The organism is Rhodococcus sp. IEGM 1306, assembly GCF_036541985.1.
GTDB classification, from domain to species: domain Bacteria; phylum Actinomycetota; class Actinomycetes; order Mycobacteriales; family Mycobacteriaceae; genus Rhodococcus_F; species Rhodococcus_F qingshengii.
The window spans coordinates 500,667-516,721 of the sequence record NZ_JAZHFF010000004.1 but is presented as its reverse complement, the minus strand read 5'-3'; the positions used below and the strand labels follow the sequence as shown (position 1 = coordinate 516,721).

14 protein-coding genes are annotated in these 16,055 nt (G+C 63.8%); all 14 read right to left on the bottom strand.

Annotation, left to right across the window (positions count from 1 at the left end; translation table 11 throughout):
- Window positions 1-32 precede the first annotated feature (32 nt).
- The 14 genes from tuf to V3587_RS14945 all read right to left on the bottom strand — a co-directional run bounded on the left by tuf (window position 33) and on the right by V3587_RS14945 (window position 15,989).
- Complete coding sequence (tuf, locus tag V3587_RS15010; RefSeq protein WP_003941926.1) at window positions 33-1,223, bottom strand: elongation factor Tu; 1,191 nt, start codon at window positions 1,221-1,223, stop codon at window positions 33-35.
- Window positions 1,224-1,348: 125 nt separating this feature from the next.
- Window positions 1,349-3,451, bottom strand: a complete 2,103-nt coding sequence (gene fusA / locus V3587_RS15005) for an elongation factor G (protein ID WP_007728394.1) — start codon at window positions 3,449-3,451, stop codon at window positions 1,349-1,351.
- Window positions 3,452-3,651: 200 nt separating this feature from the next.
- Window positions 3,652-4,122 carry a 30S ribosomal protein S7 gene (gene rpsG, locus V3587_RS15000; protein WP_003941856.1) on the bottom strand — a complete coding sequence of 157 codons (471 nt, stop codon included), beginning with the start codon at window positions 4,120-4,122 and terminating at the stop codon, window positions 3,652-3,654.
- A complete protein-coding gene (rpsL, locus tag V3587_RS14995; protein ID WP_003941908.1) occupies window positions 4,122-4,496 on the bottom strand; it encodes a 30S ribosomal protein S12 in 375 nt (124 codons plus the stop codon). Before rpsL ends, rpsG begins: the two co-directional genes overlap by 1 nt.
- A gap of 421 nt (window positions 4,497-4,917) precedes the next feature.
- On the bottom strand, window positions 4,918-5,418 hold the full coding sequence (locus V3587_RS14990; RefSeq protein ID WP_234036799.1) for a DUF3558 domain-containing protein: 501 nt from the start codon (window positions 5,416-5,418) through the stop codon (window positions 4,918-4,920).
- A 23-nt stretch (window positions 5,419-5,441) separates the two neighbouring features.
- A complete protein-coding gene (locus V3587_RS14985) occupies window positions 5,442-5,990 on the bottom strand; it encodes a DUF3558 domain-containing protein (RefSeq protein ID WP_095970315.1) in 549 nt (182 codons plus the stop codon).
- Window positions 5,991-6,072: 82 nt separating this feature from the next.
- Window positions 6,073-6,684: a TetR/AcrR family transcriptional regulator gene (locus tag V3587_RS14980; protein ID WP_003942008.1), complete on the bottom strand. Its 612-nt coding sequence runs from the start codon at window positions 6,682-6,684 to the stop codon at window positions 6,073-6,075.
- A 60-nt stretch (window positions 6,685-6,744) separates the two neighbouring features.
- The gene (locus V3587_RS14975) at window positions 6,745-7,530 is read right to left on the bottom strand and encodes an enoyl-CoA hydratase family protein (RefSeq protein ID WP_283376710.1); all 786 of its coding nucleotides are present in this window, start codon (window positions 7,528-7,530) and stop codon (window positions 6,745-6,747) included.
- Between the two features lie 25 nt (window positions 7,531-7,555).
- Complete coding sequence (locus V3587_RS14970; protein WP_033236424.1) at window positions 7,556-8,716, bottom strand: acyl-CoA dehydrogenase family protein; 1,161 nt, start codon at window positions 8,714-8,716, stop codon at window positions 7,556-7,558.
- Window positions 8,716-10,701, bottom strand: coding sequence for an acetyl/propionyl/methylcrotonyl-CoA carboxylase subunit alpha (locus V3587_RS14965; protein ID WP_283376711.1), 1,986 nt, complete (start codon window positions 10,699-10,701; stop codon window positions 8,716-8,718). Before V3587_RS14965 ends, V3587_RS14970 begins: the two co-directional genes overlap by 1 nt.
- Window positions 10,702-10,709: 8 nt before the next feature.
- Window positions 10,710-12,308, bottom strand: coding sequence for an acyl-CoA carboxylase subunit beta (locus V3587_RS14960; RefSeq protein WP_283376712.1), 1,599 nt, complete (start codon window positions 12,306-12,308; stop codon window positions 10,710-10,712).
- The gene (locus V3587_RS14955; RefSeq protein ID WP_007728404.1) at window positions 12,305-13,453 is read right to left on the bottom strand and encodes an acyl-CoA dehydrogenase family protein; all 1,149 of its coding nucleotides are present in this window, start codon (window positions 13,451-13,453) and stop codon (window positions 12,305-12,307) included. Before V3587_RS14955 ends, V3587_RS14960 begins: the two co-directional genes overlap by 4 nt.
- Window positions 13,450-15,171, bottom strand: coding sequence for an acyclic terpene utilization AtuA family protein (locus tag V3587_RS14950; protein WP_095970317.1), 1,722 nt, complete (start codon window positions 15,169-15,171; stop codon window positions 13,450-13,452). Before V3587_RS14950 ends, V3587_RS14955 begins: the two co-directional genes overlap by 4 nt.
- Window positions 15,168-15,989 carry a TIGR03084 family metal-binding protein gene (locus V3587_RS14945; RefSeq protein WP_283376713.1) on the bottom strand — a complete coding sequence of 274 codons (822 nt, stop codon included), beginning with the start codon at window positions 15,987-15,989 and terminating at the stop codon, window positions 15,168-15,170. Before V3587_RS14945 ends, V3587_RS14950 begins: the two co-directional genes overlap by 4 nt.
- Between the last annotated feature and the right edge of the window lie 66 nt (window positions 15,990-16,055).

The window sequence follows — 16,055 nt, the reverse complement described above, 5'->3', positions numbered from 1 at the left end:
AGTGCTGTGAATCAGCTAGCGAGACAAGAGTCTCACTTGATGATCTTGGCAACCTTGCCGGCGCCGACCGTACGGCCGCCTTCGCGAATTGCGAAGCGCAGGCCCTCGTCCATGGCGACAGGCTGGATGAGCTTGACGGACATCTCGGTGTTGTCACCGGGCATGACCATCTCGGTGCCCTCAGGCAGCGTCACGACGCCCGTAACGTCCGTGGTACGGAAGTAGAACTGCGGGCGGTAGTTGTTGAAGAACGGGGTGTGGCGGCCGCCCTCGTCCTTCGACAGGATGTATGCCTGGCCCTCGAACTCCGTGTGGGGAGTCGTGGTGCCCGGCTTGACGACAACCTGTCCACGCTCGACATCTTCGCGCTTGATGCCACGAACGAGCAGTCCGACGTTGTCGCCGGCCTGGCCCGAGTCGAGCAGCTTGCGGAACATCTCGATACCCGTGACCGTGGTCTTGGTCGAGGTTTCCTTGATGCCGACGATCTCGACCTCTTCGTTGACGTTGACAACGCCCCGCTCGATACGACCGGTGACAACGGTGCCACGGCCGGTGATCGTGAAGACATCCTCGACGGGCATGAGGAAGGGCTTCTCGGTCTCACGAATCGGGTCCGGGATGGACTCGTCGACAGCAGCCATCAGGTCGAGAATGGACTGCGTCCACTTCGGGTCACCCTCGAGTGCCTTGAGTGCCGAGATCGGAATGACGGGGGCTTCCTCGTCGAATTCCTGAGCGGCCAGCAGTTCGCGGACCTCCATCTCGACGAGCTCGAGGATCTCGTCGTCGTCAACCATGTCGGCCTTGTTCAGGGCGACGAGGATGTAAGGAACGCCAACCTGGCGAGCGAGCAGGACATGCTCGCGCGTCTGGGGCATCGGGCCGTCGGTAGCTGCGACGACGAGGATAGCGCCGTCCATCTGAGCTGCGCCGGTGATCATGTTCTTGATGTAGTCGGCGTGACCCGGTGCATCGACGTGCGCGTAGTGGCGCTTTTCCGTCTGGTACTCAACATGCGAGATGTTGATCGTGATGCCACGAGCCTTTTCCTCGGGAGCCTTGTCGATCTGATCGAAGGCCGAAGCCTCGTTCAGGTCGGGGAATGCATCCGCGAGAACCTTGGTGATGGCCGCCGTCGTCGTGGTCTTGCCGTGGTCGACGTGACCAATGGTGCCGATGTTCACGTGCGGCTTCGTCCGCTCGAACTTCGCCTTCGCCACTTTGTGTCCTCCTGGACTGTTGTTGCTTGCCGTATGCAGCAGTGCGGTTGGTTGTTACTTGGTCGTGCTTCGTGCCGGAAGAAACCGAGGTCACTTGCCGGCGCGGGCTGGGGAGCTCGCTGTGCTTACTCGCCCGTCGCCTTGGCGATGATTTCCTTCGAGACGTTCGCGGGAACCTCTGCGTAGGAATCGAACACCATGGAGAAGTTCGCTCGGCCCTGGGTCTTCGACCGCAGGTCACCGATGTAACCGAACATCTCCGAGAGCGGAACCAGCGCCTTCACGACACGGGCACCACTGCGTTCCTCCATGGCCTGGATCTGGCCACGGCGGGAGTTGAGGTCGCCGATCACGTCGCCCATGTACTCCTCGGGCGTTGTGACCTCGACAGCCATGAGCGGCTCGAGAATGACGGGGCCGGCCTTGCGGGCGGCTTCCTTCAGTGCCTGCGAACCGGCAACCTTGAACGCCATTTCCGAGGAGTCGACGTCGTGGTAAGCACCATCGAGCAGCGACAGCTTCAGGTTCACGAGCGGGTAGCCGGCGAGAACACCGTACTGCATCGCGTCCTGCGCACCGGCATCCACGGAGGGGATGTACTCGCGCGGGATACGTCCGCCGGAGACCTTGTTCTCGAACTCGTAGGTAGCACCGTCTTCGCCCACGAAAGGCTCCAGAGCGATGATGACCTTTGCGAACTGGCCCGAGCCACCCGTCTGCTTCTTGTGGGTGTAGTCGTGCTTCTCGACCTTCTTGGTGATGGTCTCGCGGTACGCAACCTGCGGCTTACCGACGTTCGCCTCGACCTTGAACTCGCGGCGCATGCGGTCGACGAGGATGTCGAGGTGGAGCTCGCCCATACCGCCGATGACGGTCTGGCCGGTCTCTTCGTCGAGTTCGACCGAGAAGGTCGGATCCTCTTCGGCGAGCTTCTGGATCGCGACGCCCAGCTTTTCCTGGTCGGACTTGGTCTTGGGCTCGATGGAGACCTGGATGACCGGCGCGGGGAACGACATCGACTCGAGGACGATGGGGCTCGCCTGATCGCACAAGGTGTCACCGGTGGTGGTGTCCTTGAGGCCGATCATCGCGTAGATGTGGCCGGCTACGGCCTCGTCTACCGGGTTCTCCTTGTTGGCGTGCATCTGGAAGAGCTTTCCGATGCGCTCCTTCTTGCCCTTGGTGGCATTGAGCACCTGAGCACCCGGATCGATACGACCCGAGTAGACGCGCACGAAGGTCAGCTTGCCGAAGAACGGGTGAGCAGCGATCTTGAAGGCGAGAGCCGAGAACGGCTCGTCCTTGCTCGGCTTGCGAGTGATCTCTACTTCTTCGTCACCGAGCTTGTGGCCGATTACCTCGCCGATGTCCAACGGGTTCGGAAGGTAGTCGATGACAGCGTCGAGCATGGGCTGAACGCCCTTGTTCTTGAACGCGGAGCCACAGAGAACCGGGTACAGCTCGGAGGCGACCGTCATCTTGCGGATGGCGCCCTTGATCTCCTCGATGGTGAGCTCTTCGCCGCCGAAGTACTTCTCCATGAGAGCTTCGTCGGACTCGGCAACCGTTTCGAGCAGCTTCTCGCGGTACTCGGCAGCCTTCTCGACGAGATCCGCGGGGATCTCCTCGATGGTCGGAGCGGTTCCCGTCGGGACCACGCCGCGCCAGGTGATGGCCTTCATCTCGACCAGGTCGACGACGCCGTCGAAGTCGTCCTCAGCGCCGATGGGCAGCTGGAGAACGAGCGGCTTCGCGCCCAAGCGGTCGATGATGGTCTGGACTGTGAAGTAGAAGTCCGCGCCCATCTTGTCCATCTTGTTGACGAAGCAGATGCGCGGAACGTCGTACTTGGCAGCCTGACGCCAAACCTGCTCGGACTGCGGCTCGACACCCTCTTTACCGTCGAAGACAGCAACTGCGCCGTCGAGCACGCGCAGCGACCGCTCCACCTCGACCGTGAAGTCGACGTGGCCGGGGGTGTCGATGATGTTGATCTGGTTGTTGTTCCAGAAGCAAGTCACGGCGGCAGACGTGATCGTGATGCCGCGTTCCTTCTCCTGCTCCATCCAGTCCGTCGTCGACGCACCGTCGTGCGTCTCACCGATCTTGTAATTGACACCGGTGTAGAACAGGATGCGCTCGGTGGTGGTGGTCTTGCCGGCATCGATGTGCGCCATGATGCCGATGTTGCGGACCTTGTTCAGGTCAGTCAGCACTTCCTGTGCCACAGGTTTCTTCCCCGCTCGTTGCTTGGTTTTCGGGTGTCGGCCTTATCGGTGTGTTCCACCGTCAGGGCCATGGTCTTTCAATTATGTCTCTGCCGAGGCGAACCTGGCCACCTGCGTCCGGAATCCGGCGAGATGAACAAGTCGCCAACGGCGACAAGCGTCGGAGCCCCACCCGATGGCAGTTGCTCCGACGCTTTACATCACCAGCGGTAGTGGGCGAATGCCTTGTTGGCTTCGGCCATCTTGTGAGTGTCTTCGCGACGCTTCACAGCTGCACCGAGGCCATTGCTGGCATCGAGGAGCTCGTTGGCGAGACGCTCGACCATGGTCTTCTCACGACGTGCACGCGAGAAGGTGACCAGCCAGCGCAGTGCCAGCGTGGTGGAACGACCGGGGCGAACCTCGACCGGCACCTGGTAGGTAGCGCCACCGACGCGGCGGCTACGAACCTCGAGTGCAGGCTTGACGTTGTCCAGGGCGCGCTTGAGAGTGACGACCGGATCGGTGCCGGTCTTCTCGCGTGCCTGCTCGAGAGCCTGGTACACGATTCGCTCTGCGGTGGACTTCTTGCCGTCCAGCAGGATCTTGTTGACGAGCTGCGTCACCAACGGGGAACCGTAAACCGGGTCGTTGATGAGCGGGCGCTTCGGAGCGGGGCCCTTACGTGGCATTAGCTCTTCTCCTTCTTGGCGCCGTAGCGGCTGCGTGCCTGCTTGCGACCCTTGACACCCTGGGTGTCGAGGGAGCCGCGGATGATCTTGTAGCGGACACCCGGGAGGTCCTTCACACGACCGCCACGGACGAGCACCATGGAGTGCTCCTGAAGGTTGTGACCTTCGCCGGGGATGTACGCGGTGACCTCGACCGAAGTCGTGAGGCGAACACGTGCGACCTTACGGAGCGCGGAGTTCGGCTTCTTGGGGGTGGTGGTGTACACGCGAGTGCACACGCCACGACGCTGCGGGCTGCCCTTGAGGGCTGCCGTCTTGACCTTGGCGGTCTTGTCGCGGCGACCCTTGCGGACCAGCTGGTTGATGGTTGGCATTTACCGGCTTTCTTGTGACGAACAGACTGCTCGAGCGAACTCGGGCCGTTCGAAAACGTGGCTGTTCTGAAATTAGGGATCTAGCAGTTGGAGCAAGAGAGCTGCTGCTCCTCACCCACCTCAGAGTGTGTACTCAGCACTTTCATGCCGTGCACCGCCCCCGAGGTCGGGCGTGTCGCATACCCCCACACAGGCAGCCGGATGCTCGTTCATCAGCAGATTCTGCTCGAACGCGCGCACGGCAATACCTAGCTAGGCACACAGATCGGCCCGGGCATGCCGGACACGACCCATAACGATACCTGTCGGCGCGCCACGAGGTCAAAGCGAGGCCACGGTGATAGTGACCTCACGCCCTGACCACCCACTCTGAGCGCCACTCTGAGCGCGCAGTGCGACCACCCGATCGGACCGGTCGCGATCAGATGCTGCGGTTCAACGTCAAAGCGCCGAGCTTTGCCGCCGCGTCGCACGGATCCGCGCCGCCTTGTGGCTCGGTGACCCACCACCCGAACACTCCCCCGGCCGGTGCGCTCGCGCTCACCCCGCAACTCTGCGGATCGGCCGGCTGGCGGACCTGGTACCCGCCACTGCCGTTGATGTCGATTTTCGCCACCACGTATCCGAGATGTTCGAAAGCAGCGCGCTCGTGATCGAGTGTGCCCGTCTCGAACCAGTTGAAGGTGATCTTGATCGGACCCGCGGCGCCGATGCCGTCCCAACGGCAGATAGCGCCGAAGAACCCACGCCCGACGGCGTCGGCACCCACGGCGCCGGCGATCTGCTCGTCGGTGACGGCTTCGCATTCTTGGAGGACGTTCGCGAATTCCTGGCTGTCGCTACCGCCGTAGCTGCCCTCCGCGCGGGGAGTCCCGGTAACCACCGAGCCGCAGCCTGTCAGCAGAACCAGCGACCCGGCCACGGCGAGTCCGATCCTTACTCGCTTCACTGTGCCCTCGACACTGTTTTTTCCATCAGATCCCGTGCCACCGTGCACGGATCCGCGGTCGGTGGCAGCAAACCGTAGGTGATCGACCAGTGCACGAAGTCTCCGCCGAACGCGATACCCAACTCGCACAACGAACCTGCCGTGGACGCGATGAAGCCCTGGTGTCCACCGATCGTGATGTCGTCGGCGGGGCGTCCGAGCAGGTCGGACCCAGCCCGTTCGCGGCCGATCGGGCTTCCGCGGTACCAGGAGAAACTGACGCTCGGACCGTTCGAGCCGGCGACTTCCCACTGGCAACCGACGCCGTTGCGCGTCGTCGTCGCGAAAGCGCCGAGATTGAAGGCGCTGACAACTTCTTCGTCGGTCACCGAGCCGCATTCGGCGAACATCGGTCCGGGATCCGTAGGTGCGAGTGCCTGCGAACCCGCTCCGTCGCCCGGCTGATCGACGGACCCGTCGTCGGAGCTGCATCCGACCACAGCCGAGAGCACGGCGGCCGAGACCAATACCGAAGTCCCGATCGAGGTGAGAGTGCGTGCGGCCATGGAGCCGACTGTACTTCGCGGTGGCCCCCGACACACGCCACGTGCGCGTCGCGCGCATCGGTGCGCCCACGCCGCTGCCGATTCAGGGAGTTGCGACCGGTACCCGAACCAGCGTGGAATCCAATTGCGCGGCCCACTGTTTGACCACCTCGGTGCGTCGGCGCGAGTCGTCGGTCAAGACGTCTGCAAGCCCCAGCCCACGGGCCAGGTCCAGGGTCGCCTGTACCAAGCGGTGCGTCACGGGATCGGAGTCGTCGACTCCCAGACTCTCGACGGCCATCCGGTGCGCGATCCGCCCGAACCGTTCCTCGAGGGGCAACACGCGAGCCCGCAGGTCGGGGTCCGAGGCGGCGGCCGTCCACACCTGCAGTGCTGCCTTGAACAGAGTCCCGGTGTAGTACTCGACCAACCGCGAAATGATCGCCTCTGTCCGTCCGGCACCCACCGGAAGGTCGGTGGATTCCTTGCGTGCCTGGTCCATCCTGGCGTCGAACATCACCTCGAGCGCCGCGGTGATGAGGTCCTCACGCGTCGGGAAGTGATGCTGCATCGCACCGCGGGACACCCCGGCACGCTGCGCGACGACGCTCATCGTCGTTGCGCTCCATCCGAGTTCGGCGAGACACTCCACAGTCACCTCCAGCAGGTGGGAGCGCGTGACTCGACTTCGGTCCTGCTTGGGCTCTCGAGTCATCGCGCCGCCATCCCTTCTACTGCTGTGTTCCAGCGCTTCTGTGTCCCAGCTGCGCAGTTTCTACTGCGCCCAGGCCGCTGGACGCTTCTGCAAGAAAGACATCATGCCCTCACGAGCCTCGTCGGACGAAAACAGCCGAGCCGATTGCGCGATCATCTCCTCGCCGTCCCGGTCGAATCCGGCCAGGACCGAACGCGTCGTGATCCACTTCGATTCGGCAAGCCCTTGCGGTGAACATTGGCGCAGGGTCCCGAGCAGCTCGGTGATCGACTCCCCCGTGTCCTGCGACGCGGCGGTGACGAGTCCGATGGATTCGGCCTCGTGCTGGCCGAACTTCTCTCCGGTGAGTAGATAGCGGCTCGCAGATCGCTGGTCGAGCCTCGGTAGGACGGTGAGCGAAATGATGGACGCTGCCAAACCCAACCGTGATTCCGTCACCGCGAAGGTGCTCGCCGGTCCGGCGACGACGATGTCGCACGCCCCGACAAGACCCATACCCCCGGCCCGGACGTGACCGTCGATCCGCCCGATCACCGGCTTGGGAAGCTCGAGAATGCTGCGCAAGAGCGTCAACATTCCCCGTCCTCGCTCCTTGACGGCCTCCTCCGGAGATGCCGACGACCCCGAGGCCTCACTGAGATCGGCTCCCGCGCAGAATGTTCCACCGGTGTGAGTGAGCACCACGGCTCGAACTTCCGGATCGGCCGCCGCCGACGTCAGCCCAGCCTGCAACTCCGTGACCAACCGCGTCGAAATCGCGTTGCGGTTGTGTGGTGAGTCGAGAGTGATCGTGGCCGCACCGCCCGATACGTCGTACCGTACGTATGGCTTGTCCTCGTCCGTCATGCTTCGCCCTTTCTCGTGAGACCGTCTAGTAGGACCGAGGCAGACCGAGAGAGTGTTGCGAGACGAAGTTGAGGATCATCTCGCGGCTCACCGGGGCAACGCGGGCGATACGTGCCGCGCCGAGCATGGCAGCCAACCCGTATTCCTTCGTCAGGCCTGCGCCGCCGTGCGTCTGGATCGCCTGATCGAGTGCCTTGATGCTGGCTTCGGCGGCCGCGTACTTCGCCATGTTCGCGGCTTCGGCAGCACCGAAATCGTCGCCACTGTCGTAGAGCACCGCAGCCTTCTGCATCATCAGCTTGGCGAGCTCGAGTTCGATCTTCACCTGGGCGAGTGGATGCGAAATACCTTGGTGCGCACCGATCGGCGTCTTCCAGACGGTGCGCTCGTTCGCGAACTTCACCGCAGCGTTCAGGGCGTAACGGCCCATTCCGATGGCCATCGACGCACCCAGGATGCGCTCGGGGTTCAGGCCGGCGAACAACTGCATCAGAGCGGCATCGGCTTCGCCGACCAGAGCGTCGGCCGGCAGACGCACATCGTCGAGAAAGAGGATGAACTGGTGGTCCGGTTCGATGATGTCCATCTCCATCTGCGTCTTCACGAATCCGGGAGAATCCGTGGGGACGATGAACAGAGCGGGCTTGAGCTTGCCGGTCTTGGAGTCCTCGGTGCGCGCAACGATGAGAACCGCATCAGCCTGATCGACACCCGAGATGTAAATCTTGTTCCCGCTCAGGATCCAGTCTTCTCCGTCACGCCGAGCAGTCGTCGTGATCTGATGCGAGTTGGAACCAGCGTCCGCCTCGGTGATTCCGAACGCCATGATCTTGGATCCGTCGGCGAGGCTGGGTAGCCATTGCTGCTTCTGCTCCGCCGTGCCGTACTTGCCGATGATGGTGCCGCAGATGGCCGGCGAGACGACAACCAGGAGCAGACCGGCACCCTGTGCCGCCAATTCCTCCTGCACCAGCGCGAGTTCGTAGATCCCCGCACCGCCGCCGCCGTATTCCTCCGGCAGGTTGACGCCGAGGAATCCGAGTTTGCCCGCCTCGTTCCACAATTCGGTGAGCGGCTCACCCTTTCGTGCCTTGGGCAGCACGTAGTCGACGTAGTTGAAGCGCTCACCCAGTTTGGAAACGGATGCCCGCAGTTCCTTCTGCTCTTCGGTTTCGATGAAACTCATCATGCTTCCTCTTCTGTAGCGGGTTCTTCCACACGTGCGAGTACCGATCCGACCTCGACCTGCTGGCCGACGGCAACCGGAAGTTCCACCAGGACACCGGCAGTCGGCGCGGTGACGGTGTGTTCCATCTTCATGGCCTCGAGCCACAGAATCGGCTGGCCGGCAGTGACGGTGTCACCGAGGGCGGCGCCGAGGCGGATGACCGAGCCCGGCATCGGAGCGAGCAACGAACCGGCGGCGACCTCCGCCGACGGATCCACGAAGCGCGGTGCTGCCGACAACGCGACGGGCCCGAGCGAGGAGTCGACGAAAATCTCACTCCCGTAGACCGCCACGTCGAACGAACGCCGTACTCCGCTTTCCTCGAGCACTACCCGGGACGCAGTAGCCGACACCAGACTCACGTCGTCGAAGCCTTCTGCACTCAGCACGCCGCTTCGGCTCAGGAAGTAGCGGACGTCGTAGTCGCCCGACGCAGTGGAATAACTCTTGCTCTGCGGCTGCGACGGCAGGTTGCGCCACCCGCTGGGCAAGCGGCCGATGACGCGGGCCGACGCCCGGTTGTGCGCGGCATCGGCAAGTGCGGCCGCCAGCGCCGAAAGTCTTTCGGCGTCAGTGTCGGCCAGAGGCGTTGACAGTTTCTCGAGGTCGTGGGTCTCGAAGAACGCCGTGTCGGTGTCTCCCGCAATGAAGGCCGGGTGGCTCAGGACGTTGACGAGCAGGTCCCGGTTGGTGCGCAGGCCGTGAATCCTGGTGCGCGCCAGCGTCGATCCGAGCAGCCGCGCAGCTGCCGTTCTGGTCGGCGCGTACGAGATGACCTTGGCCAACATCGGGTCGTAGTGGACGCCGACAACACTGCCGTCGACGACGCCGGAATCGAGGCGAACACCCTGCTCGCGCAGAACACTGAATTCTGCCACGTTACCGGGCAACTCGATGTGGTGAACGGTTCCGCTCTGCGGCTGCCAGTTCTTGGCGGGATCCTCGGCGTACAGACGCACCTCGATGGAATGCCCGCGGATCTCCGGCTGCTCGTCCGGCAGCGTGTCACCCGAAGCCACCTGCAATTGCAGCTCCACCAGGTCGAGCCCCGTGGTGCACTCGGTGACCGGGTGCTCCACCTGCAAACGAGTGTTCATCTCGAGGAAGAAGAAGTCGCCCTTTTCGTCGGCGAGGAACTCGACGGTTCCCGCCCCTTCGTAGCCGATGGCATTGGCGGCGAGCCGCGAGGCGTCGAAAAGCTTGTCGCGCATGGCTGGGATGCGCTGTACGAGCGGAGACGGCGCCTCTTCGACGACCTTCTGGTGTCGACGCTGGATCGAGCACTCGCGCTCTCCCACCGCCCACACGCCGCCGTGGCGGTCGGCCATGACCTGAACCTCGATGTGCCGACCGGTTTCGAGGTAGCGCTCGCAGAAGACCGTCGGGTCACCGAAAGCGGACTGCGCCTCACGCCGCGCCGCTTCCAGTTCGCCGTCCAGCGCCGACAATTCACGAACGACACGCATCCCGCGTCCGCCTCCGCCCGCCGACGCCTTGATGAGCACCGGCAGATGCGCTTCGGTCACCGCAGCGGGATCCAGTTCGGACAGCACCGGCACTCCGGCGGCATCCATGATCTTCTTGGACTCGACCTTCGACCCCATGAGCTCGATGGATTCGACGGGTGGGCCGATCCACGTCAGCCCCGCGTCGATGACGCTGCGCGCGAACTCCGCGTTCTCGGACAGGAACCCGTAGCCGGGGTGAATGGCGTCGGCGCCCGAAGCCTTTGCAGCGGCGATGATCAGCTCACCCCGCAGGTAGGTCTCGGCGGGCGTGTTACCCGGCAGCCGAACCGATGCGTCGGCTTCGGCGACGTGCGGGCTGTCGGCATCCGCATCGGAAAACACCGCGACCGTGCCGATTCCGTTCTTGCGGCAGGTTGCAAAGATACGGCGGGCGATTTCGCCACGATTGGCGACCAGTACAGAAGTGATTGTCACGGCGTGCCTCACATACGGAAGACGCCGAAGTTCTCGGTGCCTTCGATCGGGGCGGTGGCAATGGCCGACAGGCACATTCCCACCACGGTGCGGGTGTCTCGGGGATCGATGACGCCGTCGTCGTACAGACGTCCGGACAGGAACATCGGAAGTGACTCGGCCTCGATCTGGTTCTCGATCATCGCGCGCATACCGGCATCAGCCTGCTCGTCGAACACCTGGCCGCGGGCCTCGGCAGCAGCGCGTCCCACGATGGAGATGACGCCGGCGAGTTGCGCTCCGCCCATGACGGCGGACTTGGAACTGGGCCAGGCAAAGAGGAATCGCGGATCGAACGCCCGTCCGCACATGCCGTAGTGACCGGCGCCGTACGACGCTCCGAGCAGGATCGAGATGTGCGGAACCTTGGAGTTGGCAACCGCATTGATCATCATCGATCCGTGCTTGATCATGCCGCCCTCCTCGTATTCCTTGCCCACCATGTAGCCGGTGGTGTTGTGCAGGAACAGCAACGGCGTGTTGGAACGGTTGGCGAGCTGGATGAACTGCGTGGCCTTCTGGGATTCCTCGCTGAAGAGCACTCCACGGGCGTTGGCCAGGATGCCGATCGGGTAGCCGTTCAGCTCCGCCCAGCCGGTCACGAGAGAGGAACCGTAGAGCGGCTTGAACTCGTCGAAGTCGGAACCGTCGACGATGCGGGCGATGACCTCACGCGGATCGAACGGGATCTTCAGATCGGCGGGAACGATGCCGAGCAACTCTTCCGGATCCTCGAGCGGTTCGATGATCTCGGTGCGAGGCGCCGGCCCCCTCTTGGTCCAGTTGAGCCGCTTGACGATCGAGCGCCCGATGCGGATCGCATCCTGCTCGTCGGCGGCGAAGTAGTCGGCCAGACCGGACTTACGAGCGTGCATTTCGGCGCCGCCGAGTGCCTCGTCGTCGGATTCCTCACCGGTGGCCATCTTGACCAGCGGCGGGCCTGCGAGGAACACCTTGGAGCGTTCCTTGATCATCACGACGTGGTCGGACATGCCCGGGATGTACGCGCCGCCGGCCGTCGAGTTACCGAAGACCAGTGCAATGGTGGGGATTCCGGCTGCGGACAGCTGAGTGAGGTCACGGAACATCCGGCCACCGGGAATGAACACCTCTTTCTGCGTCGGCAAGTCTGCGCCACCGGACTCGACGAGCGAGATCACCGGAAGGCGATTCTGCATCGCGATGTCGTTCGCGCGGAATCCCTTACGCAGCGTCCATGGATTGCTGGTGCCGCCGCGCACGGTGGGATCGTTGGCGACGATCAGGCATTCGACGCCTTCGACGACGCCGATACCGACCACGGTGCTGGCGCCGACCGGGAAGTCGCTCCCCCACGCAGCGAGGGGGCACAGTTCGAGAAACGGTGAATCCTGATCGAGCAGAAGCTCGATCCGCTCGCGTGCCAGGAGCTTTCCCCGCTTGTGGTGACGCTCGGTGTACTTCTCGCCACCGCCCGCCAACGCCTTGGCGTGCTCGACCTCGATCTCGGCGAGCTTGGTGTTCATGGTCGATGTTGCGGTCTGGTACACCTCGGAGTTGGTGTCCAGTGTTGACCGAATGACACTCATGACTGATACCCCAATCGCTTGGCCGCGAGGCCGGTGAGGATTTCGGTGGTTCCGCCACCGATTCCCAGAATTCGCATGTCCCGGTACTGCCTCTCCACTTCACTTTCCTGCATGTATCCGAGGCCGCCGAACAGCTGAACGGCTTGGTTGGCAACCCATTCACCCGTTTCGACCGCCGTGTTCTTGGCGAAGCACACCTCGGCGATCAGATCGCCGTCACCGGCCATGTACCGCTCGATCACCGAGTGCGTGTACACCTTGGCGACGTCGATCTTGCGGGCCATCTCGGTGACGGTGTTCTGCACTGCCTGCCGACTGATCAGTGGGCGTCCGAAAGTCTCGCGGGCGCGGCACCATTCGAGGGTCAACTCGAGGCATCGCTCGGCGCTGGCATACGCCTGCGCAGCGAGGGCGACGCGCTCGGAAACGAAGGCCTGCGCGATCTGCGCGAAGCCGCTGTTCTCTGCCCCGACCAGATTCTCCACCGGAACACGGGCGTCGACGAAGGACAGCTCGGCGGTATCCGATGCACGCCACCCCATCTTCTCGAGTTTGCGCGAGACCGTGAATCCCGGTGTGCCCTTCTCGATTACGAGCAGCGAGACGCCACCCGCGCCGGGGCCACCGGTACGCACGGCAGTGACGACGAAGTCTGCGCGAACACCGGAGGTGATGAACGTCTTCGCACCGTTGACTACGTAATGGTCGCCGTCGCGCTTGGCTGTAGTTGTCAGGTGCCCGACGTCGCTGCCTCCGCCGGGTTCCGTGATGGCGAGCGAGCCGATCTTGTCGCCGCGCAGGGTCGGCTTGACCCACTTCTCGATCTGCGCCTCGTCGCCGGCCGCAATCAGGTGCGGCACGGCGATGCCGCAGGTGAACAGTGAGGCGAACAGCCCGCCCGACGCACCCGCCTGGTGCATCTCCTCACAGATCACGATGGAGTCGACGGCGTCGCCGCCCTCACCGCCCGCCGATTCGGGCGCACTGGCCCCGAGGAGGCCGAGAGCGCCTGCCTTGCGGTGCAATTCGCGCGGAATCTCGCCGTCGCGCTCCCACTGCGTCAGATGCGGCAGAATCTCTTGGTTCACGAATCCGCGTACGGTCTCGCGAAGCGCAAGCCTTTCCGGTGTGGTCCACACGGTCACCGTGAATCCTCTTTCTCGTCAGTTACGGGGAGTAGCGAAATCGGGATGTCGATGTGGCGCGAGCGCAGCCATTCACCAATTCCCTTGGCCTGCGGATCGAACCGCGCCTGCGAGGCCACACCCTGACCGAGGATTCCCTCGATCACGAAGTTGACGGCACGAAGGTGCGGAAGCTGGTAGCGAGTGACGTTCAGGTCTGCTGCTTCCGGTAGCAGTTCCTTGAGCATTTCGACGGTCAGAGTGTGCGCCAACCACTTCCACTGCTCGTCGGTGCGAACCCAGACTCCGACGTTGGCGTTTCCACCCTTGTCTCCACTGCGCGCACCGGCGATAGTGCCGAGCGGCACCGAGATCGAGGACTGTGGCGGCAAGGGCTGCGGACGCTCGGGTTCGTCGACCGGTTCGAGGTCCAGCGTCAGCGTCGACGGAGCGATGTCCACGCGCGTGCCGTCGGGAAGTACGGCGACGTGAGGCACCGATCCCGCGTCGACGTAGCCGGGGGTGAACACTCCGTACGGCTGGCCGTTGCTCGGCGGCGCGGTCAGCGAGAAGCCGGGGTAACTGGCGAGTGCCATTTCCACCGCAACCGCGGAGAAGGGACGACCGATCACCTTGGGGTCGGCGTCACGAACCACGCAGCGCAGCAACGCACTCGCTGTTTCCTCGGTGTCGGAATCCGGATGATCCGTGCGGGCGAGAGTCCAGACCAGTTCGGCCGGCTTCTTCGTCAGCCAGGATTCGAGTTGAGTCTTCGCCAGATCGGCCTTGGCCTCGATGTCGAGACCGGTCAGGATGAAGGTGGCCTCGTTGCGGAACCCGGCCAGCGTGTTCAGCGAGACCTTGTACTGCGGCGGCGGGGCCTCTCCCGTGACGCCGCTGATCAGCACCCGATCCGGGCCTTCCTGGGTGAGCACCGCATTGTCGATGCGGGTGGTCACGTCCGGTCCCGCGTAGCGTCCACCCGTGATCTCGTACAGCAGCTGCGCCGTCACGGTGCCGACGCTCACCTCGCCGTCCGTTCCGGCATGTTTGGTGATGACCGAAGATCCGTCCGCGTTGATCTCGGCGATCGGGAATCCCGGCCTACCCAAGTTGGGAATCTCTGTGAAGAACGCGTAGTTGCCGCCGGTGGCCTGAGTTCCGCACTCGATGACGTGGCCCGCCGCAACAGCACCGGCCAGCTGATCGAAATCATCTCGCTTCCAACCGAAATGGTGAGCGGCCGGACCGACGATCACCGACGCATCGGTGACACGTCCGGTGACCACGACATCGGCGTCGGCCGACAATGCTTCGACGATGCCCCAGGCACCGAGGTACGCATTGGCCGTCAGCGGGGAGCCGAGTCCGAGTTCGTCTGCGCGAGAGATCAAATCGTCGCCCTCGACGTGGGCGATCTTCGCGTTCAACCCAAGCTTGGTGTTGACCTCGCGCAGCGCATCGGCCAGGCCGGCGGGATTGAGACCGCCTGCATTCGCGACGATCTTCACCCCTTTGTCGAGCGCGAGGCCGAGAGTGTCCTCCACCTGCCGCAGGAACGTCTTCGCGTAGCCGAGCGACGGGTCCTTCATCCGATCCCGGCCGAGGATCAACATCGTCAGTTCGGCCAGGTAGTCGCCGGTCAGGTAGTCGAGTTCGCCACCCTCGAGCATCTCGCGCATCGCCGAGACGCGGTCGCCGTAGAAACCGGAACAGTTACCGATCCGTACCGAACTCATTTGCCCACCTCCGCTTCTCGTCCCTCGCCGCTGGATCCGACGGCAGCTCGTCCCTCGCCGCTGGGACCCGCGAACGCCTGCGCGAACCCGAGCCACTCGTCTGCGTCGGCACCGACGGCGACCAGGTCGAGATCAGCGCGATTGGCCCGCTGAGTGACCAGCAAGCAGAAGTCCAACGCCGACCCGGTCACCTTCTGCGGCGCATCTTCCGGCCCCCAGGTCCAGAGCGAGCCGTCGGGCGCGGTCAACTCAACCCGGAAATCGTCGGCGGGCGGCGTCTTCTCGTTGACCGAGTACGCGAAGTTCCGCGTCCGCACACCCAGGTGAGCGATGTTCTTGATGCGCGCCGTCGGGGCGCGTTCGACGCCAAGGGCATCAGCGACGTCCTGTCCGTGTGCCCACGTTTCCATCAACCGAGCGGTTGCCATGGAGACTCCGCCCATGGGCGGGCCGTACCAGGGAAACTTGGTGCCGGCCGGCGCTGCGGTCAGTGCCTCGACGAGAGCGGTGCGCCCCGCTCGCCAATCGGCCAGCAACTCTGCAGGCGGGCGAGCAGCCTGCTCGGCGGCACCGTCGTCGACGAACCCCGCCGGATTCACGAACGCCGCCTTCAACTGCTCCGCGAACCCGTCCGGGTCGGTGATCGCCAGGATCGCGGCACTGTCCGTCCAGTGCAGGTGCCCGATCTGATGCGCGATGGTCCACCCTTCCGCAGGCGTCAGTGTCGCCCACTTCTCCTCGGGCAGATCTGCAACCAGGGCGTCGAGGCTCTCGCCTTCGGCCCGCAAGTCATCGATGAACGTCTGAAGTTCGGCCATGCGACCAGCATCACACTCACTCCCATAAAAATCAAGCACGAATGATTGTTATTGCGAAATCTCGTG